The following is a 21,727-nucleotide window of genomic DNA, read 5'->3' on the forward strand; positions in this document are numbered from 1 at the left end:
CCGGACCTCAGGTCTAGTTGCGGTATTTCGTCCTGCACGGTATCGTTTCGTTCCAAGGGCCGGACAGCGATCCACCTAAAATGATGTACCGGTCGCCTCACCATGGGGGCGGTCAATCCAGGAGCGGACATGCCACGCTATTTGAAATTTATTTTGTGGGGATGCTCCGTTCTTTTGGCAGTCGTCGCCCTGTCGGTGCTGGTAGCGGCCACGTTCAACTGGAACCACGCCCGGCCCTGGATCAACAAGCAAGTCAGCGCGCTCGTCGATCGACCGGTGGCTATAGAAGGGGATCTGTCGGTCAAGTGGCTGCGCATGCAAGAGCAAAGCGGGTGGCGGGGTTGGGTGCCTTGGCCCGAGATCACGGCCCAGCAGGTCACGGTGGGAAACCCGGAAGGAAGCATGCTCGAAGGCAACATGGCCGAGGTAAAGAACCTGACCTTCGTGATCAATCCATTAGCCCTGCTCGATAACACCATCGAGCTCCCCCGCCTCAAGATCGAACAAGCCAACGTGGCGCTGAACCGCGATGAACAAGGGGTCAATAACTGGACGTTCACCAGGAAAAATCCGAACGACCAGAAACCGTCGAGATGGGAATTCGACGTTCAACAGATACAGGTCGCACAGGCGAGGGTCCATGTCGTGGATGTAGCCAGCAAGCTGAACATGAACGCGGAGCTCGAGTCCCTGCAGGAAACAAGCAAGGGCGGCTATGGCATCGGGTTCAAGGCCAGCGGCAGCTATAACGACGCTGATATCAGCGGCGAAGGGCAGGCAGGCGATATCCTGTCATTGCGAGCGGGCAGTGATCCGTTCCCGCTTCAGGGCAAGGTCAGCGTAGGCGAAACCACCATAGGAATCGAGGGTTCCGTGACCAAACCTCAACAGCTGGCGGCACTCGATGTCAAGCTTAGTCTTGCCGGCAATAGTATGGCCGATCTGCATCCTCTCATTGGCGTCACATTGCCAAGCACTCCGCCGTACAGCACGGAAGGTCGACTCATCGGGATGCTGGAGGGGGATGACGACAAATGGAGGTATGAGAATTTCAAAGGCGTCGTGGGCGAAAGTGACCTCCAGGGGACCCTGGAATACCAGCAGCGCAAGCCGCGCTCGCTCCTTACCGGCCATGTCGAGTCCAAGCTCTTGCGGTTCAAGGATCTAGGACCTCTCATCGGCGCGAATACCAGCAATGTCAAAGGGAAAGGCGAAAAAGACAAGGTCAAGCAGCCGCCGGGCAAGGTCTTGCCAGTCGATCCCATTGGCACCAAGGCGTGGGGAACCATGGACGCCGATGTCAAGTTCAAGGGAGTCAAGATACTGCGCGACAAGAATCTGCCTCTCGACGACATCGACGCGCATATCAAACTGCAAGACCGCGTCCTGTCCTTCACACCGTTGAATTTCGGTTTCGCCGGTGGCACGCTCGGCAATACGATCACACTGGATGGCCGTGGAGAAAAAATTCAGGCGGAAATGGAGACGGCCGCACGTCACTTGAAGCTTAAACAGCTTTTTCCGGGCGCCGAAAGCATGGATGCCAGTTTTGGCGAGTTGCATGGCGATGCCACGCTAAAGGGCCAGGGCGGTTCGATTGCCGAGCTTCTGGGCCATGCCAATGGCGAAATCAAGGCTTTGGTCAGTCGCGGCACGGTCAGTAGCTTCCTGATGGAGGCCGCTGGCCTGAACGTTGCGAACATGCTCATGCTTAAACTATTCGGCGACGAGCAAGTAATGCTGAACTGTGTCGCCAGCAACTTTGTGGTTCGCGACGGTTTGATGCAGATCCGTGTCTTCAAGCTGGAAACCGAGGACACGACCGTGGACATAACGGGCGACATCAACCTGCGTACCGAAGCGATCGACCTTGATGTGCGACCGGAAAACAAGACGCTGCGCGTTTTTACCCTGCGCTCGCCTCTGTATGCGAAAGGGACGTTCAAGAATCCGGACGTCGGGGTGCAGATGGGTCCGCTGGCAGCCCGTGCCGGTGCGGCCATAGCATTGGGCGTCGTGGCCACTCCGTTTGCCGCCTTGTTGCCACTGCTCAATACTGGAACCAACGAATCAAACGATTGCGAACCTGTACTCGGCAAGTCCGAAAAGAAACCCAGCTCCGACAAGCCTGCGGAAAAACAGGAGGCAGAGAATCCCCGGGACAACTGGCCGTCATCGCAAGCGCGTCCGTGAGAAGGTGGGTTGCGCAGCCGGCTACTTGGGATTCGGGTCGATTTTTGTTTCCACTCGCCTGACCACCACCAGAATGAACAGGACCGCCGCGGTGCTCACCACTGCGGTGGCTTCCAGGCCCATTCCTGCGGCAATGCCTATGGCCGCGGCTACCCATACGCTGGCTGCCGTCGTCAAGCCTTTGATTTCTTCATCATTGCTAAGCTTGATGATCGCGCCGGCACCCAGGAAGCCAATGCCTGCAATGATGCCCTGGAGCACACGGCTGGCGTCCTCGATGGGCATGCCAATTTGTAGCGGTGCCAGGATAAAAATCGCCGCGCCCAGCGACACCAGCATATGGGTGCGAAGTCCGGCATCTTTGCCGCGCAGCTCACGCTCGTAGCCGATGGCGGCCCCCAAGGCGATCGCCATCGACAGGCGCAGCAGAATGCGTGTTGCCTGTTCCACGTCGGGAATATCGGAAAACTCATGAACGATCGTGTTCCAGATGCTGGATGCAATATCAGTCATCGTTGATAACCTCAATTTAAGCAGCGGTTAGAATAGCAGGCTCTGTAAACTTCCAACGGAAATGGGGTGTTGAATAATGCGACTGATCATTGCTCTGTTATTGCCCTGGCTTACATTCTTCACCATTGGGCGGCCCATTGCCGGAATTGTGTGCCTGATATTGCAAATCACTCTGGTTGGATGGTTGCCGGCCACGATCTGGGCAGTATATGCGCTGAGCCAGTACAAGACTGACAAGAAAATCGAAAAGGCGTTGCAGCAACGCTAGCACCTATGACTACCCGCCTTGCGCTGAAACAGATCACCAAGCAGTACCCTGCGGTCGTTGCCAACGACAAGGTCGACCTCACTGTCCTGCCCGGTGAGATCCACGCCGTGCTGGGAGAGAACGGTGCGGGCAAGTCCACCCTGATGAAGATCATCTATGGCGTCACGAAGCCGGACGCGGGCCAACTGTTCTGGAATGACCAGGAAACGCGTATTGCCAGCCCTGCCGCGGCGCGGGATCTGGGAATAGGCATGGTTTTCCAGCATTTTTCGCTCTTTGATACGCTGACCGTGGCGGAAAACATAGCCTTGGGCCTGCCTTCCAATACTCGCCTGGCAGACCTCGAAACACGCATTGCCGATACTGCGCGCCAGTATGGGCTCGACCTCGAGCCACAGCGACATGTTCACACATTGTCGGTCGGCGAGTGCCAGCGCGTCGAAATCGTGCGCGCCTTGCTGGGTCGGCCTCAGTTGCTCATACTTGACGAACCCACGTCGGTTCTTACACCGCAGGCGGTGGACAGGTTGTTCGAAACCTTGCGCAAGCTCGCGGACGAAGGTTGCAGCATTCTGTATATCAGTCACAAGCTGGATGAAATACGTGCGCTTTGCCATACGTGTACGGTCATGCGCGGCGGCAAGGTCACCGGCGTTTCCGATCCCCGCAACGAAACCGATGCCAGTCTGTCGCGCCTGATGATAGGCTGCGAACCGCTTGCCATCACGCACCACGAGCGTCCGCCCGGCGAGGCACGTTTGACGGTCCAGCGACTTTCCTTGCCCAAGGCCCATCCGTTCGCCACAGAGTTGAACGATATCGATTTCGAGGTGAGGGCAGGTGAGATCCTCGGCGTGGCGGGGGTCTCGGGCAATGGCCAGCAGGAACTTCTGGCCGTGTTATCAGGCGAGGACACCCGGCCTTCCCGGACCGCGCTGGTTTTCGAGGGCAGGCCTATTGGTGACAAGTCCACGGCGTGGCGCAGGGCCCACGGTATCGGTGTTGTGCCGGAAGAGCGGCTGGGCCGTGGCGCCGTGCCCGAACTATCTCTTGCCCACAATATGTTGTTGTCCCATCAGACCCGCGCGACGGTCAGCCATGGCCTGGTAAACCGGCGCGCAATCCAGTTGCTGGCCGCCGATATCATTCAGCGTTTCAAGGTCAAGGCGCCCGGAGTGCACGCCATGGCGGCGAGCCTATCAGGTGGGAATCTCCAAAAGTACATCGTTGGCCGTGAAGTCACGCGCAATCCCAGCGTATTGCTCGTCGCACAGCCGACCTGGGGTGTGGATGTGGGTGCGGCTGCCCAGATAAGGTCCGAGCTGATCGCCTTGCGCGATGCGGGTTGCGCCTTGCTGGTCATTTCGGAAGAGCTCGACGAATTGTTCGAAATTTCAGACCGACTGGTCGTGTTGGCGAAAGGGCGAATGTCGCCATCCATAAAAACATCACAAGCCTCGCAGGATCTCATCGGGCAATGGATGAGCGGCTTGTGGGGTTCCGCGGATCTCGTCGCAGGTGTGGCTGCCACCATGGAGGCGCCGGCATGTTAAGGCTTGAGCCGCGTGCAAAGCCGTCTTTATTGATGGCGTGGATTTCACCTGTGCTGGCCGTGGTGCTGACGATGGCTTGCGGCGTTTTGCTCTTTCTTGCGGTGGGCAAGGACCCTTTCGCCAGCCTGGCTGTGTTCTTTTGGGAACCGATCAACGATCTCCACGGATGGTCTGAAGTGGGCATCAAGGTCGCCCCATTGCTGCTTATTTCGGTAGGTTTGGCTATCTGTTTTCGCGCCAACGTCTTCAATATTGGCGCCGAAGGCCAGCTGGTCACAGGCGCCATCGCCGCAGGCGCGGTTGTCCTGTACTTCGATGACGGCGGCAACGGCGGTTTCTGGCTTATATCGATCGCCTTGCTGGCGGGCGTGGCCGGCGGGATGCTCTGGGCCTCCATTACCGCGTGGTTACGCGACCAGTTCAATGCCAACGAAATCCTTGTTTCCTTGATGCTGGTATATGTGGCCGAATTGCTGCTCAGTTATCTGGTGCACGGCGTGTTGATGGACCCCGACGGATTCGGTTTTCCCCAGTCCCGCCTTTTTTCCGAAGGTTTTTTGCTACCCATTGTGCTGCCGGGCACACGCCTGCATATCGGCATCGTGCTTGCGGTGCTCGCGGCATTGCTTGGCTGGCTCTATCTGGCCCGGAGTTTCTCGGGATTCAAATTGCGCGTAGGCGGCCTCGCCCCGCTGGCGGCCCGTTACGCGGGCTTTTCCTCACGCCGGTCTTTATGGACAGGCATGCTGGTTTCTGGTGGACTGGCGGGGCTGGCCGGAGCCTGCGAGATCATGGGGCCGGTGGGCCAGCTTACTCCGTCGATTTCCCCCGGCTACGGGTTCGCCGCCATTATCGTGGCCTTCGTGGGGCGCCTCCATCCTATCGGTGTGATTTTCTCCAGTTTCATCATGGCCTTGCTGTACATAGGCGGCGAGCTGTCCCAGAGCCGACTGGGAATGCCCAGCGCCATCACTGGAATTTTCCAGGGAATACTGCTGTTCTCGCTGCTGATCTGCGATGTGTTGATTCAGAATAAATTACGCTGGAGAAAATAATGGATGCATTGGCGCCGCTCATTGCTTCAGCCATCATTGCCGGTACCCCCTTGATGCTGGCGGCACTTGGTCTGCTGGTCAACGAGAAATCCGGGGTCATCAACCTGGGTTCCGAAGGCATGATGCTGATGGCTGCCGTCATGGGCTTCGCGACTGCTGTCGACACAGGGAGCGTGGGCCTGGGGTTCCTGGCCGGAGCGGCGGCAGGCATGGTGCTGGCTGGCTTCTTTGCCTGGCTTACTGTATGGCTGGGCGCAAATCAGGTTGCCACTGGCCTGGCCTTGTCGCTATTCGGTGCGGGAGCGTCGGCGTACCTGGGTATCGGGTACGTCGGCAAGACATTGCAAGCGGGTCGTTTCGGTATTCCTTACTTCCAGGACATTCCTTTTCTGGGCGAAGCCATATTTCAGCACCATCCCATGGTTTACCTGTCGTGGGGTCTGTGCATTGCGATAATGTGGGTGCTTCATCGCACACGGGCTGGCCTTGTCCTGCGCGCGGTTGGCGAATCGCCCACATCCGCCCATTCATTAGGCTACAACGTGCGCCACATCCGTCTAAGCGCCTTGTTGTTTGGCGGTGCCTGCTGCGGACTGGCGGGCGCTTTCATGTCGCTGGTGTATACGCCCATGTGGGTTGAAGGCATGGTCGCCGGTCGTGGCTGGATCGCTCTGGCGCTGACGACTTTTGCCACCTGGCGTCCGGTTCGTGTGCTGGCGGGCGCCTATCTATTTGGCGGGATCACAATACTTTCCTACCATATGCAGGCGCTCGGGGTGCCTATTGCTTCCCAGTTGCTGTCCATGTTGCCATACCTGGCAACGATACTCGTATTGGTCCTGATTTCCCGGAATGCCAGCTGGATAAGGCTCAATATGCCTGCGTCGCTGGGCAAGAATTTCAACCCGAACTCCTGAGGATATTTATGTCTGTAGAATTCATTCGCAAAACCATGTACGCAATGGCGATCCTGCCTGCCATGGTCGCCATTCCGGCCGCCCATGGGGCGGATAAAGAACCGCTGAAAGTGGGTTTCGTCTACGTCAGCCCAATCGGTGAAGCCGGATGGACGTGGCAGCAGGACCTGGGCCGCAAGGAAATGGAACAGAGCCTGGGCGGCAAGGTGCAGACGCAATACGTCGAAGACGTACCGGAAGGTGCCGACGCGGAACGCGTCATTCGCGATCTTGCGCAGCAGGGCAACAAGCTCATTTTTTCGACTTCCTTTGGTTTCATGAATCCCACGCTGAAGGTGGCCAGACAGTTTCCCGACGTGAAGTTCGTCCACTCCACCGGGTATAAGACAGCGGCCAACGTCGCAACGACGAACGCACGCTTTTATGAAGCCCGTTACTTGTCGGGCATTATTGCCGGGAAGATGACAACATCGAATGTTGCGGGTTATGTGGGTGCCTTTGCCATTCCCGAAGTACTGCAAGGCATCAATGCATTCACCCGTGGTATGCGCAGCGTCAACCCCGATGCCGAAGTGCGGGTCATCTGGGTGAACAGCTGGTTCGACCCCGGCAAGGAGCGTGATGCCGCGCTGGCGCTCATAGGCCAGGGTGCCGATATCGTCACGCACCATACCGATTCCACCGCTACTGTCCAGGCCGCCGAAGAGAAAGGTAAATATGCCATTGCCTATCATTCCGACATGAAGCAGTTTGGCCCGAAAGCGCAGCTTGCCGCGGTGACTCACCATTGGGGCAATTATTTTACCAAGGAAGCCCAGGACGTATTGAATGGCACCTGGAAATCCGATTCTACATGGGGCGGCATGAAGGAGGGCATGGTTGCCCTCGAGGCATTCGGCCCGGCCGTGCCTGACGACGTGAAGAAACTGGTTGCCGATAAGCAGGCCGAAATCGTAGCCGGCAGCCTGTCTCCGTTTGCAGGTCCGCTCAGAGACAACCAAGGTAAGGTCCAACTTGAGAACGGCGCCATGGATGACGCCGGTTTGAACAAGATGAACTATTACGTCGAAGGCGTGGTCGGGCAACTGCCAACGAAATAATTGTGCGCCAGAGCGGACCGGTGTACAGCGTAATTACGTCGGCCTGATCCTGCCAAAGAATGGATAACTGGGGTCGTTATAGCCCGGGGTGGATGCATGCCCCGGTGCGACCAGGCCGTCGACCAGCGCCTCTTCCTCGTCGGTGATCGTGACATCGATAGCGGGGTAGTAGTCTTCCATTTGGGTCAGCGTACGCGGCCCCGCGATCACGGCGCTGATATGCCGGTTCGCCAGTACCCATGCCGTCGCGAACTGGCCCAGCTTGATTCCCCGCGCCTGGCAGTGCTCTTGCAATTTCTGGGCAATGAGCAGTGATTCCTCGCGAAATTCCGTTTCGAGTATGCGCCGGTCGCCACGTCCTGCGCGGCTCCCTTCCGCGGGGGTCTGGCCCGGTTGATATTTCCCGGTAAGCACACCCCGGGCGATGGGGCTGTAGGGCACAACGCCCAATCCATAATGGCCGCAAGCCGGCAGGATTTCGGTTTCAGGGCCGCGATTGAGCAGGTTGTAGTAAGGTTGACAAACTGCGGGTTGCGGAACATTGGCCTTTTCGCATAGGCGCAGCATCTCGGCAATACGCCAGCCCCTGAAATTCGACACACCGAATGCGCGTATTTTTCCTGCTTGTATGAGGTCGCCCATGGTGCGTACTGCCTCGTCCAGATTCTCATCATGAAAATCGCGGTGCATGTACAGGATATCGATGTAGTCGGTGCCCAGACGTTGCAGGCTATTGTCCACTTCCCGCATCATCCAGTGCCGCGAATAATGCGATTGGTTGGGTTGCCGGCTCATGGAGTTGCCCAGCTTGGTGGCCAGGATCCAATCGTGGCGTCCGGTCCCCAATAGCTTGCCCACCATTTCTTCAGAGCCGCCCTTGCTATAAACGTCGGCGGTGTCAATGAAGTTTATGCCGTGATCGTGCGCCGAGGCAACAATGCGCTGCGCCTCGTCGAAATCAGTCTGGTCACCAAACATCATGGTCCCCAGGCAGAGCGCCGAGACCTTCAAATTGCTATTGCCGAGACGTCGATATTGCATGGCCTTCCTTTCTTGTTTGTTGGTCTGCGAATAATGATAACGCGGCGCGAGTCGCTTTTGCCGCCCGCCGCTGATCTACTGGTCAAGCACTTGAACAGCATTGCTCATGCAGTCAAGGACTCCGAGGCAAAGACCACGTACTGATCACCTGTGCCACGGCATCTCCCCCAGCGATTGGAACCAACAGTACGTCGCCAGACGCAAGGCGTCCGATTTTGCGGATGTGGGCGTGTGCCAGTATGCCGCCCGGCGGCGCCCCGCGCAGGAAGTTGATGCTGAGGCTGGCGGTGACGGCTTGCGGATTTCCTGTCGCCCCGACGATCGCGGCATATAAGGCCAGGTCTGCCAGGCCCATCAACATGGGGCCGGCGATGATGCCGCCCAGGCGTTGGTGCGAGCCTCGTTCCGGCAAGTGCAGGGTGGCTATGCCGCATCCGATACTCATGACTTCGATATCGAGTATGGCCGCGAAAGGGTGTTGTTCCTGCAGTAACTGATTGAAATCCGCAACTGAGATCTTGGCAGGTTGGTCAGGCGAGATGGGTGTCATGGATAGGCGGAGTTTGAAGACAATGTCGATGGCTGGTGAAGCAAGTGTGCCACAACAGGTATCATTGCGCGCAATCAACCGTCGCACGCTGGCCGCGTAGTACACTTTCCGACCATGTACAGGCATTTGCGGCATCCTACCAGGCACATACGCTGGCGCATTCTCACCGGTGTGCTGCTGCTGGCGTTCATGTTGCGCGCCATGATTGCGGCGGGCTACATGCCCGCCTCCGCCGCACCTGGCGATCTCGGCATGACCATGTGCATTCATGGCCTGTCCGCGGGCACACTAAAAGTCTTGGCGCTTCACGACACTCCCATTTCCGCAGAACCCCGGGCGCTCGACTGCGCGTTTGGCGCGGTGGTTGTCCAGCCTGTATTGCCTGTGTTTGCGGGCTTAGCTCTTGCTGCCGTGCTGACGGACGTTCACCAGGCTCTCTGGCGCGCGATGGCGCCGGCTTTTACGCAGCCATGGCAGGGTCCTCCTTTGGGCGCCCGCGGCCCACCCCTTGCGGCACGGTAATCAGCTAGCCGTTTTCCAATGAATCACAGGGGTAGTACATCATGAACAAACAAATTTTCTCCGGTTTTCTTGGGCTTTGCAGCCTTGGACTGGGCCTCAGTGCGCAGGCCAACGAAGTGCACAGCGTGCCGTTCCAGCCACTCTTGGTTGCGCACGCCGGCCACGACCATGGTGCGGGATCACACGCCCAACCCGCGCACGGCCACAAGGTGGGCGCCGCTGCGTCGGGCGCCGCCGCGTCCCGGATGGCCGGCGCGCCAATGTCCACCACATTGACGGTATCTGGATGCTGGATACGATCCATGCCTGCGCCGGCGCCGTCGGGCGGTTATTTTGTGGTTTCCCATTCCGGTAGCAAGCCAGTTCAGCTGATAGCGGCGTCTTCAACCGGTTACGGCATGGTCATGTTGCATCAAACCACGCACAAAGACGGCATGAGTCGCATGTCGGCCACGCATGGCGTGCCGATTCCGGCCGGAGGCCAGCTGGAATTCAAACCGGGCGCTTATCATGCGATGCTGGAAGATCCCGTAAAGGCACATCCGATCGGCAGCAAGATCGTCATGGATTTCCTATTCGACAATGGCGAGAAGGCATCTGCCGAATGCGAGATAAAGCCTGCAAACACCAGGACGCCAATGTCGCATTGAATGCCTGGATGAGGCCCGCCGGCGTCCAGCCACGAAAAGAATCGACCGCGCTTGCCGCGGTCGTTTGCTTATGGCGACGTCATCGTGCCAAAGAAGTCGACCAGTGCTTGATTGAATGCCTTTGGATTGGCCAGGTTCATTCCGTGCGACGCATGGGGGATCGTGACGCGCGACACGCAGTCGAGCGCCTTTTCCAGGGCGTCGAGCCGGCTGCCGTATCGGGCCGGACTGTTGGCGCCGCCTACCAACAATATGGGATGGCGCAATTGGCGAGCCCGAGCCAGATCGATGCTCAAATCCACCTCACGTATTTGCGACAGCAGGGTATAGGCATTGTCCTTGACCATGGTCTTGAACCAGCCGACCATCTGACGCCAAGTGCCAGGCCCATTGACGGTGTCTACGAATTCGGACAGGCCTTGTTCGATCTCGCCGCGATCCAACAGGGCGGCCACCCTAGTATGCACTGATGGGCTGCTCGGTTCGCCGCCGATGCGAAAGCCGGGATCCGCAAGGGTAAGGCTGCGGACAAGTTCCGGGCCTGCGCATGCCATTTCGAGTGCGACATGGGCACCGCGCGAGTGCCCAAGTATATGAACGGGCTGTTCCTGGCCAATGTGTCGGGCGAACGCCAGCATATCCTCCGCGTGCTGCTCGATGCTGAATCTGGCGTCTTCGCGTTGGAAGGCTTCCGGCCAAAACCCTCGCAGGCTGGGTGCCACGACGCGGTACGATGGGCTCAGTGTGGGAATCTGCCAACGCCAGTAGCGGTAGTCGCACAGCGAACCATGGATAAGCAATACGACGTCCCCCGTCCCGGCTTCGGTGTAGTGGACAGACGAATCATCCAGATGGGTGGTGAATTCGGGCAGGGACTGACTAGGCATCATGAAAAGATTCAGAGGTGGATAAGGTCGTCGACAAATACATTGGCATGTCCCAGGCTGCAGCGCTCTACCCGCGCCTGGATCAGGAAGGCTTCGGCGAGATGGGCTGGCGTTATCACAGCGAGGGGCTCGCCGCTGGCCAGCAATGCACCCTTATGCAGGAGGAGCGCCAGGTTCGCATAGCGCAAGGCGATATTCAGGTCATGCAGCACAATCACAATCAGCAGTCCGCGGGTTCTCGCGAGTTCGACCAGCATTTGCATGACATGATGCTGGTAATTCAAGTCGAGCGAGGCTAGGGGCTCGTCCAGTAAGAGCACCGTGGGCTCATGGACCAACGCTTGCGCCAGCCCAACCAGTTGCCTCTGCCCTCCTGATAGCTCATCGAGGTAACAGGAACCGAGGCGGCTGATATCGAGATCTTCCAGGATGGCCTCGACCTTTTGCATGGCGATCGGAGTGCCTATCGGACCGCGAGCTTTGAGCGCGACCAGAATGGCTTCGATCACTGTAAGGTGGACGAACTCAGGCAGGCTTTGTGGAAGGTAGCGGACTTTCTCCGCGCGTACTTGCGGTGCAAGCGGCAAGAGGTCCAGATCATTGAGCGCCACGGTTTCCGCGTGAGCTGGAGCAAGACCGGCAATGCTGCGCAACAGCGTCGATTTACCACTGCCATTTCGACCCAGCAATGCCACGAGCTGGCTGCCCTGCAGTGAAGGCAAGGTCAGTTTGTGCAAGACCCGGTTGCTGCCCAGCGTGCAGGACAGGTCGGCAATACGCAACTCGACCGGGGGGAAAATTGGAACCATGCCTAGTGAACAATCCGCCGCATCAGGGCAATGATAAAGAAAGGGATGCCGACCAGGGTGGTGACTATGCCGACAGGAATGACAGTATGGGTACTGATCAATTTTGCCGCCACGGAGGCGCCGATGAGGATGGCGCTGCCGATGCAGGCGCTAGCGGGCAGGTACCACCGATGGTCCTCGCCCCAGAGGCGTCTGGCAATGTGAGGAGCCACCAGGCCAATGAAGCCGATCACGCCCACCAGCGCAACGGCTAGCGAAGCCAGCAGGCTGATACGTAGCAGCGCGCCACGCCGTACCCCTTGCGCATCCACGCCCAGGCTGGCGGCGCGGTCATCACCAAAGCGCAGTGCTGTAAGCTGCCAGACCCTACGCAGGGAGAAGGGTAGCACCGCTACCAGCACACCGGCCATCATAAGCACCTTGGGCCAATTGCTGCGTTCCAGACTGCCCATCATCCAGAACACGAGATCTTGCAAGGCTGCGGCAGTGGCCGTCAGTTGTACGAGCGAAAGCAGGGCGTTGAAGCTGAAGACCAGGGCGATGCCAAACAGCACGATGCCGGCGGTCCCTATGCGTGCGCGGCGCGCCACGGCATCAAGTAGAAGGGAGCAGGAAAGGGCCAGGATAAAAGCATTCAGCACCAAAACGTACTGCTGCTGAACCATCGGAAGTCGCCAGTCAAATACCAACGTCAGGGCGGCACCCAGTGCTGCGGCGGACGATACTCCCAGCGTAAAGGGACTGGCCAGAGGGTTGTTCAGTACCGTTTGCATTTCCGCGCCAGCCAGACCCAGCGCAGCGCCTACCATCAATGCCATCAGGGTCTGAGGCATCCGGATCTGCCACACGATGATGTCGAGTGTCGGATCGGCAGAGCCGGAGCCAAGCAGTGTCTTCAGCAATGAGGTCCACGCCAGATCGGAGGGCCCCACCAGCAAGTCGATGCACGCCAACGCGAGGATGGCGACCAGCAGCAGCGCCAGCAGGCGCTTCCTGCTATGCCATGTGCGCTGGTAGGCCAGATTGCCGGCCGAGGCACTGGCGGGCATTATTGCAGCAGTTTGAGTCGGCTCTTAGCCGTTTCAGCGGCAGAGGCCTGTGGGTAATCTTTCACGATTCTTTGCAGGCTGGCCTTGGCACCTGCCAGGTCATTAAGTTCGATCTGGCTAGCGGCAATGACAAGCAGGGCATCTGGTGCACGAGGGTCGTCGGGAGAAGATTTAATCATGCCTTGCAAGCCCTGGATCGACCCCTTGAAATCCTTGCTGGCGTACATGCTGCTGCCGCGATAGAAACGGGCTTCTGGCACGAGAGCACTTTCAGGATAGGTCTGTATGAATGTCGCCAGAGAGCTTGCCGCCTCTTTATATTTGCCGCTACGAAACAACCCCATGGAGGCATCGTAGGCAGCCTGTTCTTGCGGGTCGGATGCCTGCGTAGAGCTGGTGCCGCCTGATTGATCTTCGCTGGAGCGCTTCTCGAGCTCTTGCTTCCAGTTCAGTGTTTCCATCTGGCCACGCATGGCGGCCATTTCCTGCCGGATGGTTTCCATTTGGTCGGCAAGCTGGATGCGGGCTTGTTGATTCTGCTCGGTCAGCTGCTTGATTTGTCCGCGCAGCTCCAGAATGGCACGACGCGCTTCATCGTCGGAGAAAGCCAGGGCGGGCGATGCAAACAGGGCGGAAAACGATAGTGTCGCGGTCAGCACGGCATTACGCAGGGGCAGGGAATAAACGCTCATTTCGGGTTCCGTTGAAATAAAAAACGCCGCGGCGGAATGCCGCCACGGCGTTAACAGTCACAGTGTTCAGATATTACTGTTGGTACACAATATCTGCACGACGGTTCTCAGCGAAGTCGGCTTCGGTATTGCCCAATGCTTTGGGCTTTTCCTTGCCGAAACTGATCGCTTCGATTTGATTGCTGTTGACGCCCAGCAGGGTCATCATACGCGCAACCGCATCGGAGCGGCGCTGGCCAAGTGCCAGGTTGTACTCAGATCCACCACGTGCATCGGCGTTGCCTTCGATGCGGATTTTCTGTTGACCGTGGCTGGTCAGGTACGACGAGTGCATTTCGACCACGCTGCGGTATTGGTCAGGGACTGTGTAGCTGTTGAAATCGAAATAGACCGAACGCTGTTGGGCGAGCGGGCTTTGCGGATTAAACGGGTCCATGATTTGCCCCGAGCTGGCCGAATCTGCGCCACCCGTGCCAGTGCCGCTTGCGGACTGGTCCAGGGGTACAGAGCTACATGCTGCCAAGGTAGCAACAACAGCGGCGATTGAGAGGCGTCTTGCGATGCGCGAGCTCATTTAAAGTTCCTTTGAAAAAGAGTCACACTGATTAATTAGTAAATGGTCCCCAGGTTGGTTCACGTACCTTGCCGTTAAGTGCCGAAAGCGTTTGGCGAACGCGGCCATCGACCGAAATAACGGCCAGAACGCTGCGGCCACCTTGTACAGAACTATATAGGATTTGCATTCCATTCGGTGCAAAACTTGGTGACTCGTCATCGGGGCCGGCGGTTAATAATTGCTCAGATCCCGACCCCATATTTTGGATTGCAATCCGGAAAGCACCATCTCTTCGTGTAACGTACACCAGGTTGTTTGCGTCTGGCGACAGTGCCGGTGAGATATTGTAACTGCCCGAAAAGGTAATCCGCTGCGCATCGCCACCCGAAACCGGAACCTTGTATATGTGAGGATTGCCGCCACGGTCGCTGGTGAATATCAGTGATCCGCCATCGGGTGTATAAGTGGGTTCTGTGTCGATCAAAGGCGACCGCATCACTCGGCGCAGGCCCGATCCGTCTGCATTGATGGTGTATATCTGGGAGATGCTGTCACGGGATAGGACGATGGCCAATTGCTGACCGTTAGGTGACCAGGCGGGGGCGCTGTTGTTACCTTTGAAGTTGGCAATAGGTACGCGTTGACCGGTCGCCAGCGTCTGAACGTAGACGACCGGCTTGTTGGCCTCGAAGCTTACGTAGGCCAGACGCTTGCCGTCAGGCGACCATGCGGGCGAGATAATCGACTGTTTGGAACGCAGCATTACCTGGGGATTTTGCCCGTCGGCATCTGCAATTTGTAACTCATAGTTGTTGCCAGTTTGCAACACATAGGCAATGCGGGTGGAGAAAACGCCGCGCACCCCGGTAATTTTTTCGTAGATGCGGTCGGCAATTTGATGAGAAATGCGACGCAACTCTTTCTCGCTGCCGGCGAAGGCGACGCCATCCAGTTGCGTCTTGCGGACCGAGTCGACCAGGCGGTAGTTGATGCTGTATTGGCCCCCTGTTTGGGAAATTGAGCCATACGCCAGATAGTCGGCACCACGATTTCGCCATTCGTCGTAGGCAATCGGGCTTTCGGCATTGAGGTTGGCACCGGTGGCATTCACCAGTCGGAACTGGCCTGAGCGGGTCAGATCGGCCCGGATGATTTCGGCCACGGCCTGGCCCTGGGCATCGCCCGCAAAGTCGGCAGTTGCAATCGGGTACTGTGTGGCACCCACGCCGGATATATCGACGCGTAGCTGAGCGTGTGACGGACGGGCAGCCACAAGGCCGACCGCCAGCACGAGTGCTCCGAAAGTCCATACGCGCCAGCAACTGGGCGCAGCGATTCTTGCTGGAGTGGCGGCTGTCATATTTATGATCTCCTGTTAGTCGTACATTCGGTAATCGCCGTCGATATAGGACGGGTATTTGCCGCTAGGCGGTTTAGGGAAAGGCGAACATGCTTCTATCCCCTTCTTGACCGCCGCATCGAAGCGGGAGTCGCCAGAGGAGCCCTTGATTTGCACGTTATCAACGATACCATTTGAGCTCAGGTCTACCCGGTATTGTACTGTCGGGTTTGAACGACCCTGACGCGGCGGGACATTGAAAATTACCCGTGGCCGTATGCAGGAGCGGACTTTTGATGCGTAACCGCTATCGCCGCCTGCGCCGCCTGCCTGATTCCGGTCAGCCGTTCCGCCCGGTATGCCGGCGGCACCCAGCGCGTCGCCACGCATGGCTGCCCTGAGGGCGTCACGCTTGCTGGCCGCTGCCTTGTCGGCGGCGGCCTTCTTGGCCGCGTCTTCCTTCGCCTTCTTTTCGGCGGCCGCTTTCTTTTCGGCCGCGGCTTTCTTTTCGGCTGCGGCCTTTTGCTCGGCGGCTTGCTTCTCTGCCTCTGCCTGTTTTTCTGCCTTGGCTTTTTCCGCTGCCGCTTTTTCTGCAGCGGCCTTTGCGGCTGCAGCTTTTTCAGCCGCGGCCTTTTTGGCCGCCTGTTCTTTTGCAACCTGCTCCGCTGCAGCCTTTTCTGCAGCGAGTTCCCGGGCTTGTTGCTCTGCGGCAGCCTTTTCAGCCTTCGCTTTCTCGGCCGCTGCTTCCCTGGCTTGCTTCTCTGCCCGTGCTTTTTCTTCCGCGGCTTTGGCAGCTGCCGCCTTCTCTGCCGCGGCTTTATCAGCAGCCGCTTTCTTTTCGGCCGCTGCTTTTTCAGCGGCCAGCTGAGCTGCTTTCTCGACCTTTTCTTCCTGCTCGCGTTTCTTGCGTGCCTCTTCGATGGCGATTTCAGGGTCTACCGTGGGCTCGGGCTCGACGACCGGGGGCGCTGGTGGCGGAGGGGGCGGCGGCGGTGGAGGAGGTGGTGGTTCCACATCGGGCTCAGGCTCCGGCTCCGGCTCCGGCTTTGGGGCGGGCTCTGGCTCGGGCTCGGGCTGCGGCTGTGGTTCATCTTGCGCTTCATCGGCGGCTTCAGGCTCAGCTTCGGGCTCGCCTGCCGTAGGCGTTGTGCCATCAGTCCAGAGCTCCACCTGGACGGGGTTGGGTGTGGAAGGCGTCGCTATGAAGCCGTACAACATGAACAGTATCAACAGGACATGTATGGCGACCGCATAGGTAAGCGCCCGCCGTTCGTCGCGCTGCTCGGGGGTGCGTTCAGGGGCCTTGCCGGTGTTGTTTCGTGTTTGCTTCATCAAGTTGCTTGAGGTCGTCGTCCGCCTGCAGCGAGGCGGCGGTAACACCTAATTCGTTATCGGTTCCGAACTGGATTTCTGGTCCACGAGCAGCCCTAATCGGGTCACGCCACTGGTTCGTAGTTGGTCCATGACCTTCATGACCGTATCGTACGGAACTCGTCCGTCAGCAGCAATAACCACTGGAGTGTCGGCGGAAATTCTGGATTTCACTTCTGAAACCAGGTTCTGGCTGTTGATCTTTTCGAAGTTGGCACCTGCATCGCGTACACGCAACGCGATCGTGCCGTCTTCGCTGATCTCGACTTCCACTGGCTTGACCGGAACCTGTGCCGCGCTTCCTACGGACGGGAGTTCTATCAGTCCTGGCGTGATCATGGGCGCCGTGACCATGAAGATGACCAGCAGCACCAGCATCACGTCGATGTACGGCACTACATTGATTTCGTTCTTGAGACGGCGGGAGCGGCTGCTGCCGCGGGCGGACGGCATTAGCGCACCTGCCGTTGCAGGATGTTCAGGAACTCGTCAATAAAGCTATCGAAGCGTATGGACAAACGGTCGATTTCATTGGTGTACCGATTGTAGGCAACGACAGCCGGAATCGCTGCGAAGAGACCAATTGCCGTGGCGATCAATGCTTCGGCGATGCCGGGCGCGACGGCCGACAAAGTGGCTTGCTGCATGGAAGACAATCCGATAAAGGCATGCATGATGCCCCAGACAGTACCCAGCAAGCCGATATAAGGGCTTACTGAACCGGCGGACGCAAGGAAGTTCAAGTGTGATTCCAGGCTATCCATTTCACGCTGATAGGTGGCTCGCATGGCTCGGCGTGGACCGTCGAGCATGGCTTCGCCGCCGGCACTGTTGCGCCGCGCTTTAACGAACTCGGTCATTCCGGCATCGAAAATACGGGCCAGGGCGCCATGTTCAGCACGCCGTGTCGCCACCGCCTGTTGAAGAACGGACAGGTCGCCGCCTGCCCAGAAGTCGTCTTCGAAACGCCGCGTCTGCTCATTGGCGCGTTTGAGCGCGGAGCGCTTGCTGAAAATGTAAGTCCAGGATAGAACGGAAATGCCAAGTAGTACAAGCATGACCAGTTGAACGGGGATGCTGGCATCCAGCAATAAAGTAAGCAGCGATAGCTCGCTAGAAGCTTGCATGGTTAGTTCTGAGCCTTTTCCAGTAGGTTTCTAAGTTCATGAGTAAGCCCGGCCGGACGGAAAGTATTCGCGTCGACGCAACCGACTTGGGTCCCGCTTTCACACAGCAGTTCTCCATCCCGCAAGGCCGATTGGCCAAAGATGATCGAGGCTCGCCCGAGGCGGATGATTTGACTGTGTACGACAAGCAGGTCGTCGAGTCTTGCCGGCTTGCGATATTGTATTTCAACCTTCTTGACAACGAATATCCGATGTTCTTTGGAGGCCAGTTCCGATTGGTTCACACCCAGGCATCGTAGCCATTCTGTTCGGGCTCGTTCAAAAAATTTCAGGTAATTGGCGTAATACATAACACCGCCGGCGTCGGTGTCCTCGTAATATACGCGAATATCGAATGTGGAAAATGCGGCGGGTGTTTCAGTTGCCATGTGTTTAGTGAGGTGGTGTGACATTCCCGGCTGTCGCCGGAAATGCCAGGTGACTTGGATGCACGCGCGGCGTACGCCGGCTTAAAGCGTTTTGATCCGCTCGAGTATGAAGTCCAGGGCCTGCTCGACCGGTACCTTGGCAGCAGATTCGTCGCGCCGGGCCTGGATCTCGACGATATTTTCGTTAAGCCCGCGGTCGCCTATGGTGATGCGCAATGGAACTCCGATGAGCTCCCAATCTGCAAACATGATTCCCGGGCGTGTATCGCGGTCATCGAGTATGACGTCAATGCCTTCAGCCCGCAACTGTTGATAGAGCAATTCCGATGCGTTGCGCACTGTTTCACTTTTTTGCAGGCCCATCGGACATATGACCACGTCGAAAGGCGCGATGGCCAGCGGCCAGATGATTCCCCTGTCATCGTGGTTTTGTTCGATGGCAGCGGCCGCAATGCGGCTGATGCCTATTCCATAGCAGCCCATTTGCAGCATGGCGGGCTTGCCGTCTTTTTCCAGGAAGGTGGCTCCGAGAGCTTTGGAGTATTTATCACCCAGGAAGAACACATGCCCGACTTCGATACCGCGTTGCAACGCCAAGTGTCCGCCTTGTGGATCGGGATCTCCCGAGACTACATTGCGCAGATCGCAGACCTGGGGTTCAGGCAAGTCGCGGCCCCAATTGGCGCCGGTGTAGTGGAAGCCCAGTTCGTTGGCGCCGCAAATGAAGTTGCTCATGTGTGCGACGGTACGGTCGGCAATGACAGTAATAGGCTTGACGGGGTTGATGGGTCCCAGGTAGCCGGGTACGCAGCCGAAAGTTGCGAGGATTTCGTCTTCGGTGGCAAATCGATAGCCATTTTCGAAGCCGGCCAGCTTGCCCGTCTTGACCTCATTCAGCTCGTGATCACCGCGCAAGAGCAAAAGCCAGATTCGGGTTTCTTCTGGCTTGCCCTCGAACCCCGTGGCAAGGACGATCGATTTCACCGTATCGGTCAGCGGCCGTTTCAACTGCTCAGCAACGATTTCGCACTTCGGTGCGTCAGGTGTCGCGGTTTTCGTAAGGGGTTCGGTGGCGGATCCTCTTTCGGCCAGGAGGCATGGTGCCTCGGCCAATTCCAGATTGGCGGCATAAGGGGATGCCGGGTTGTACACAATGAGATCCTCGCCCGTGTCGGCGATGACCTGGAATTCATGGCTGCGTGATCCCCCGATAGAACCCGTGTCCGCGGCAACGGCGCGAAACTCCAGTCCCAGGCGCGCGAAGATACGCATGTAGGCGTCGAACATGGTGTCGTAACTGGCCTGGGCGGACGCCTCGTCCCTATCGAACGAGTACGCATCTTTCATCGTGAATTCGCGTCCCCGCATCAGGCCGAAGCGTGGGCGCCGCTCATCGCGGAACTTGGTTTGTATATGGTAGAAATTCAGTGGCAATTGGCGCCAGCTATGGATTTCATTGCGCGCAATATCCGTGATGACCTCTTCAGACGTAGGTTGCAATACGAAGTCGCGATTATGTCTGTCCTTGATCCGCAGGAGTTCGGCGCCGTACTGTTCCCAGCGACCGGACTCGACCCAGAGTTCTGCCGGCTGCACGACTGGCATCAGTAATTCGATGGCTTGCGCCTTGTTCATCTCGTCGCGAACGATCGCTTCGATTTTACGCAGTACCTTGAGGCCCATGGGCATATAGGTGTAGATGCCCCCGGCCGCCTTGCGTATCATGCCGGCCCTCGTCATGAGTTGATGGCTCTTGATCTCGGCTTCGGCAGGTGCTTCTTTCAGTGTATTAATGTGATACTTGCTTGCATGCATGGTGGTGATCTCGACAGATACGTATAATCAATGGTAATTGTATTGAATTAGCTTTGGGGTGGCCCATGTTAGACCGTGAAGGCTACCGTCCTAATGTCGGCATTATCCTCGTAAATCAGAAAAACGAGGTTTTCTGGGGTAAACGTATTCGGGAGCATGCATGGCAATTCCCGCAGGGTGGCATCAAATTCGGGGAAAGTCCCGTGCAGGCCATGTTCCGCGAACTCCACGAAGAGGTGGGTTTGCGACCCGAGCACGTTCGCATATTAGGTCGGACACGTGATTGGCTGCGTTACAACGTCCCGAACAGTTTCGTTCGGCGGGATTCGCGTAGCCACTATAAAGGTCAAAAACAGATCTGGTTTCTGTTGAGAATGGTTGGCCGGGACAGCGACGTATGTTTGCGCGCGACGCGTAATCCGGAATTCGACGCCTGGCGCTGGAGCCAATATTGGGTTCCGCTCGATGCCGTCATCGAGTTCAAGCGCGACGTCTATACACAGGCACTTAACGAGCTGGCCCTGATCCTGTTCAAGCGGGGGCAAGAAACCCGTTACTTGCGTCAACGTATCCAGGATCATCGCGCTTTGCCGTCATCGGAAAACGAGGGTCATGCGCATATTGTTGGTTGAAGATGAGCGGGAAATGGCGGCGTGGTTGGAGCGGGCATTGGCTCAAAGCGGTTTTTTACCAGAGCACGCACCGGATGCGCAAACGGCAGAGCAGATGTTGGAAAGCGCAGGCTATGATGCCGTTGTCATGGATCTCCGCTTGCCCGATAAGCACGGCTTGGTGTTGCTTCGTGAAATGCGAAATCGCGGCGATGTCACGCCCGTACTGATACTTACTGCTCAAGGCGCATTGCAGGATCGCGTGCGCGGCCTGAACCTGGGCGCCGACGATTTCCTGACCAAGCCTTTTGCGCTGGAAGAACTCGAAGCCCGGCTTGCCGCGCTGGTCAGGCGTAGTCGCGGACGCAAGGCGCCTCGAATGGCTTGCGGTTCGCTACTGTACGACAGTGAGAGCAGGGCGTTTTCGCTGGATGGAACCATTCTGCATCTGACGCCGCGTGAGCACGCGGCGCTGGCCGTTCTTATTACACGTAGCGGCATGCCAGTCGAAAAAAATCAGTTGTTCAGTCGGGTGTTCGAGCACGACAGCGAATCCAGTACAGACGCCATCGAGGTCGTCCTGCACCGTCTTCGCAAGAAGCTTGCCGGTAGCGATGTTCACATCGTTACCGTACGCGGTCTCGGCTATATGCTCGAGGAAATCCTTGATGATGCCTGAGG

The 21,727-nt window shown here is 57.8% G+C and carries 24 protein-coding genes; 10 read left to right on the plus strand and 14 right to left on the minus strand.

Annotated features, from left to right (window positions below; genetic code table 11):
• The first annotated feature begins 129 nt into the window (after positions 1-129).
• Entirely contained in the window at positions 130-2,193 is a 2,064-nt protein-coding gene (locus CR155_RS18940) for an AsmA family protein (RefSeq protein ID WP_102071599.1), read from the plus strand.
• Positions 2,194-2,214: 21 nt separating this feature from the next.
• Here CR155_RS18940 and CR155_RS18945 read toward each other — a convergent pair whose 3' ends face one another.
• The gene (locus CR155_RS18945; RefSeq protein WP_102071600.1) at positions 2,215-2,706 is read right to left on the minus strand and encodes an MgtC/SapB family protein; all 492 of its coding nucleotides are present in this window, start codon (positions 2,704-2,706) and stop codon (positions 2,215-2,217) included.
• Between the two features lie 76 nt (positions 2,707-2,782).
• On the opposite strand from CR155_RS18945, the gene CR155_RS18950 reads away from it, so the two are divergent.
• Genes CR155_RS18950 through CR155_RS18970 form a run of 5 tightly spaced genes read left to right on the plus strand, consistent with a single transcriptional unit; the run spans position 2,783 to position 7,599 of the window.
• Positions 2,783-2,974 carry a YqaE/Pmp3 family membrane protein gene (locus CR155_RS18950; protein ID WP_102071601.1) on the plus strand — a complete coding sequence of 64 codons (192 nt, stop codon included), beginning with the start codon at positions 2,783-2,785 and terminating at the stop codon, positions 2,972-2,974.
• 5 nt (positions 2,975-2,979) lie between these two features.
• Positions 2,980-4,527 (plus strand): ABC transporter ATP-binding protein, encoded by a 1,548-nt coding sequence (locus tag CR155_RS18955; RefSeq protein ID WP_102071602.1) that lies wholly within the window; start codon positions 2,980-2,982, stop codon positions 4,525-4,527.
• The gene (locus CR155_RS18960; protein ID WP_102071603.1) at positions 4,521-5,582 is read left to right on the plus strand and encodes an ABC transporter permease; all 1,062 of its coding nucleotides are present in this window, start codon (positions 4,521-4,523) and stop codon (positions 5,580-5,582) included. Before CR155_RS18955 ends, CR155_RS18960 begins: the two co-directional genes overlap by 7 nt.
• Positions 5,582-6,499: an ABC transporter permease gene (locus CR155_RS18965; protein WP_102071604.1), complete on the plus strand. Its 918-nt coding sequence runs from the start codon at positions 5,582-5,584 to the stop codon at positions 6,497-6,499. The genes CR155_RS18960 and CR155_RS18965 overlap by 1 nt, the downstream gene beginning before the upstream one ends.
• An 8-nt stretch (positions 6,500-6,507) precedes the next feature.
• Positions 6,508-7,599 (plus strand): BMP family ABC transporter substrate-binding protein, encoded by a 1,092-nt coding sequence (locus CR155_RS18970; RefSeq protein WP_102071605.1) that lies wholly within the window; start codon positions 6,508-6,510, stop codon positions 7,597-7,599.
• 33 nt (positions 7,600-7,632) lie between these two features.
• Here CR155_RS18970 and CR155_RS18975 read toward each other — a convergent pair whose 3' ends face one another.
• Both CR155_RS18975 and CR155_RS18980 read right to left on the minus strand, forming a co-directional pair.
• Positions 7,633-8,640, minus strand: coding sequence for an aldo/keto reductase (locus tag CR155_RS18975; protein WP_102071606.1), 1,008 nt, complete (start codon positions 8,638-8,640; stop codon positions 7,633-7,635).
• Positions 8,641-8,752: 112 nt separating this feature from the next.
• Positions 8,753-9,190, minus strand: a complete 438-nt coding sequence (locus CR155_RS18980) for a PaaI family thioesterase (protein ID WP_102071639.1) — start codon at positions 9,188-9,190, stop codon at positions 8,753-8,755.
• A gap of 126 nt (positions 9,191-9,316) precedes the next feature.
• Between CR155_RS18980 and CR155_RS18985 the strand changes: the two genes are divergently transcribed.
• Positions 9,317-9,712: a hypothetical protein gene (locus CR155_RS18985; RefSeq protein WP_102071607.1), complete on the plus strand. Its 396-nt coding sequence runs from the start codon at positions 9,317-9,319 to the stop codon at positions 9,710-9,712.
• Between the two features lie 41 nt (positions 9,713-9,753).
• Positions 9,754-10,362 carry a copper chaperone PCu(A)C gene (locus tag CR155_RS18990; protein ID WP_102071608.1) on the plus strand — a complete coding sequence of 203 codons (609 nt, stop codon included), beginning with the start codon at positions 9,754-9,756 and terminating at the stop codon, positions 10,360-10,362.
• A 68-nt stretch (positions 10,363-10,430) separates the two neighbouring features.
• On the opposite strand, the gene CR155_RS18995 is transcribed toward CR155_RS18990, so the two are convergent.
• The 11 genes from CR155_RS18995 to CR155_RS19045 form a co-directional block, all read right to left on the minus strand.
• Positions 10,431-11,252: an alpha/beta fold hydrolase gene (locus CR155_RS18995; RefSeq protein WP_233214420.1), complete on the minus strand. Its 822-nt coding sequence runs from the start codon at positions 11,250-11,252 to the stop codon at positions 10,431-10,433.
• A gap of 8 nt (positions 11,253-11,260) precedes the next feature.
• Complete coding sequence (locus CR155_RS19000) at positions 11,261-12,058, minus strand: ABC transporter ATP-binding protein (protein WP_102071609.1); 798 nt, start codon at positions 12,056-12,058, stop codon at positions 11,261-11,263.
• Positions 12,059-12,060: 2 nt separating this feature from the next.
• On the minus strand, positions 12,061-13,107 hold the full coding sequence (locus CR155_RS19005) for a FecCD family ABC transporter permease (RefSeq protein WP_102071610.1): 1,047 nt from the start codon (positions 13,105-13,107) through the stop codon (positions 12,061-12,063).
• The gene (gene ybgF, locus CR155_RS19010; RefSeq protein WP_102071611.1) at positions 13,107-13,799 is read right to left on the minus strand and encodes a tol-pal system protein YbgF; all 693 of its coding nucleotides are present in this window, start codon (positions 13,797-13,799) and stop codon (positions 13,107-13,109) included. The genes CR155_RS19005 and ybgF overlap by 1 nt, the downstream gene beginning before the upstream one ends.
• 73 nt (positions 13,800-13,872) lie before the next feature.
• The gene (gene pal / locus CR155_RS19015) at positions 13,873-14,373 is read right to left on the minus strand and encodes a peptidoglycan-associated lipoprotein Pal (protein WP_102071612.1); all 501 of its coding nucleotides are present in this window, start codon (positions 14,371-14,373) and stop codon (positions 13,873-13,875) included.
• A gap of 31 nt (positions 14,374-14,404) precedes the next feature.
• Positions 14,405-15,715 carry a Tol-Pal system beta propeller repeat protein TolB gene (gene tolB / locus CR155_RS19020; RefSeq protein ID WP_102071613.1) on the minus strand — a complete coding sequence of 437 codons (1,311 nt, stop codon included), beginning with the start codon at positions 15,713-15,715 and terminating at the stop codon, positions 14,405-14,407.
• Positions 15,716-15,730: 15 nt separating this feature from the next.
• Positions 15,731-17,026: a cell envelope integrity protein TolA gene (gene tolA, locus CR155_RS19025; RefSeq protein ID WP_102071614.1), complete on the minus strand. Its 1,296-nt coding sequence runs from the start codon at positions 17,024-17,026 to the stop codon at positions 15,731-15,733.
• 48 nt (positions 17,027-17,074) lie between these two features.
• Positions 17,075-17,518, minus strand: a complete 444-nt coding sequence (tolR, locus tag CR155_RS19030) for a protein TolR (protein WP_102071615.1) — start codon at positions 17,516-17,518, stop codon at positions 17,075-17,077.
• Positions 17,518-18,192, minus strand: coding sequence for a protein TolQ (tolQ, locus tag CR155_RS19035; protein WP_102071616.1), 675 nt, complete (start codon positions 18,190-18,192; stop codon positions 17,518-17,520). The genes tolR and tolQ overlap by 1 nt, the downstream gene beginning before the upstream one ends.
• A gap of 2 nt (positions 18,193-18,194) precedes the next feature.
• Positions 18,195-18,644 (minus strand): tol-pal system-associated acyl-CoA thioesterase, encoded by a 450-nt coding sequence (gene ybgC / locus CR155_RS19040; protein ID WP_439650464.1) that lies wholly within the window; start codon positions 18,642-18,644, stop codon positions 18,195-18,197.
• Between the two features lie 57 nt (positions 18,645-18,701).
• Positions 18,702-20,435 (minus strand): proline--tRNA ligase, encoded by a 1,734-nt coding sequence (locus CR155_RS19045; protein ID WP_102071618.1) that lies wholly within the window; start codon positions 20,433-20,435, stop codon positions 18,702-18,704.
• 65 nt (positions 20,436-20,500) lie between these two features.
• Between CR155_RS19045 and CR155_RS19050 the strand changes: the two genes are divergently transcribed.
• Both CR155_RS19050 and CR155_RS19055 read left to right on the plus strand, forming a co-directional pair.
• The gene (locus CR155_RS19050; RefSeq protein ID WP_102071619.1) at positions 20,501-21,067 is read left to right on the plus strand and encodes an RNA pyrophosphohydrolase; all 567 of its coding nucleotides are present in this window, start codon (positions 20,501-20,503) and stop codon (positions 21,065-21,067) included.
• Positions 21,048-21,725: a response regulator gene (locus tag CR155_RS19055; protein ID WP_102071620.1), complete on the plus strand. Its 678-nt coding sequence runs from the start codon at positions 21,048-21,050 to the stop codon at positions 21,723-21,725. Before CR155_RS19050 ends, CR155_RS19055 begins: the two co-directional genes overlap by 20 nt.
• Positions 21,726-21,727 lie beyond the last annotated feature (2 nt).

It is taken from the genome of Pollutimonas nitritireducens, from assembly GCF_002849615.1.
Classification (GTDB): domain Bacteria; phylum Pseudomonadota; class Gammaproteobacteria; order Burkholderiales; family Burkholderiaceae_B; genus Pollutimonas; species Pollutimonas nitritireducens.

Bases quoted from the DNA above. Each gene is read 5' to 3' on its own strand.
- pal (WP_102071612.1), bottom strand. From the start codon at position 14,373: ATGAGCTCGCGCATCGCAAGACGCCTCTCAATCGCCGCTGTTGTTGCT.
- CR155_RS18975 (WP_102071606.1), bottom strand. From the start codon at position 8,640: ATGCAATATCGACGTCTCGGCAATAGCAATTTGAAGGTCTCGGCGCTC.
- CR155_RS19050 (WP_102071619.1), top strand. From the start codon at position 20,501: ATGTTAGACCGTGAAGGCTACCGTCCTAATGTCGGCATTATCCTCGTA.
- CR155_RS19005 (WP_102071610.1), bottom strand. From the start codon at position 13,107: ATGCCCGCCAGTGCCTCGGCCGGCAATCTGGCCTACCAGCGCACATGG.
- CR155_RS19000 (WP_102071609.1), bottom strand. From the start codon at position 12,058: ATGGTTCCAATTTTCCCCCCGGTCGAGTTGCGTATTGCCGACCTGTCC.
- CR155_RS18970 (WP_102071605.1), top strand. From the start codon at position 6,508: ATGTCTGTAGAATTCATTCGCAAAACCATGTACGCAATGGCGATCCTG.
- ybgF (WP_102071611.1), bottom strand. From the start codon at position 13,799: ATGAGCGTTTATTCCCTGCCCCTGCGTAATGCCGTGCTGACCGCGACA.
- CR155_RS18950 (WP_102071601.1), top strand. From the start codon at position 2,783: ATGCGACTGATCATTGCTCTGTTATTGCCCTGGCTTACATTCTTCACC.
- tolA (WP_102071614.1), bottom strand. From the start codon at position 17,026: ATGAAGCAAACACGAAACAACACCGGCAAGGCCCCTGAACGCACCCCC.
- CR155_RS19055 (WP_102071620.1), top strand. From the start codon at position 21,048: ATGCGCATATTGTTGGTTGAAGATGAGCGGGAAATGGCGGCGTGGTTG.
- CR155_RS18955 (WP_102071602.1), top strand. From the start codon at position 2,980: ATGACTACCCGCCTTGCGCTGAAACAGATCACCAAGCAGTACCCTGCG.
- CR155_RS18980 (WP_102071639.1), bottom strand. From the start codon at position 9,190: ATGACACCCATCTCGCCTGACCAACCTGCCAAGATCTCAGTTGCGGAT.
- CR155_RS18990 (WP_102071608.1), top strand. From the start codon at position 9,754: ATGAACAAACAAATTTTCTCCGGTTTTCTTGGGCTTTGCAGCCTTGGA.
- CR155_RS18945 (WP_102071600.1), bottom strand. From the start codon at position 2,706: ATGACTGATATTGCATCCAGCATCTGGAACACGATCGTTCATGAGTTT.
- ybgC (WP_439650464.1), bottom strand. From the start codon at position 18,644: ATGTCACACCACCTCACTAAACACATGGCAACTGAAACACCCGCCGCA.
- tolQ (WP_102071616.1), bottom strand. From the start codon at position 18,192: ATGCAAGCTTCTAGCGAGCTATCGCTGCTTACTTTATTGCTGGATGCC.
- tolB (WP_102071613.1), bottom strand. From the start codon at position 15,715: ATGACAGCCGCCACTCCAGCAAGAATCGCTGCGCCCAGTTGCTGGCGC.
- CR155_RS18940 (WP_102071599.1), top strand. From the start codon at position 130: ATGCCACGCTATTTGAAATTTATTTTGTGGGGATGCTCCGTTCTTTTG.
- CR155_RS18965 (WP_102071604.1), top strand. From the start codon at position 5,582: ATGGATGCATTGGCGCCGCTCATTGCTTCAGCCATCATTGCCGGTACC.
- CR155_RS18960 (WP_102071603.1), top strand. From the start codon at position 4,521: ATGTTAAGGCTTGAGCCGCGTGCAAAGCCGTCTTTATTGATGGCGTGG.
- CR155_RS18995 (WP_233214420.1), bottom strand. From the start codon at position 11,252: ATGATGCCTAGTCAGTCCCTGCCCGAATTCACCACCCATCTGGATGAT.
- CR155_RS19045 (WP_102071618.1), bottom strand. From the start codon at position 20,435: ATGCATGCAAGCAAGTATCACATTAATACACTGAAAGAAGCACCTGCC.
- tolR (WP_102071615.1), bottom strand. From the start codon at position 17,518: ATGCCGTCCGCCCGCGGCAGCAGCCGCTCCCGCCGTCTCAAGAACGAA.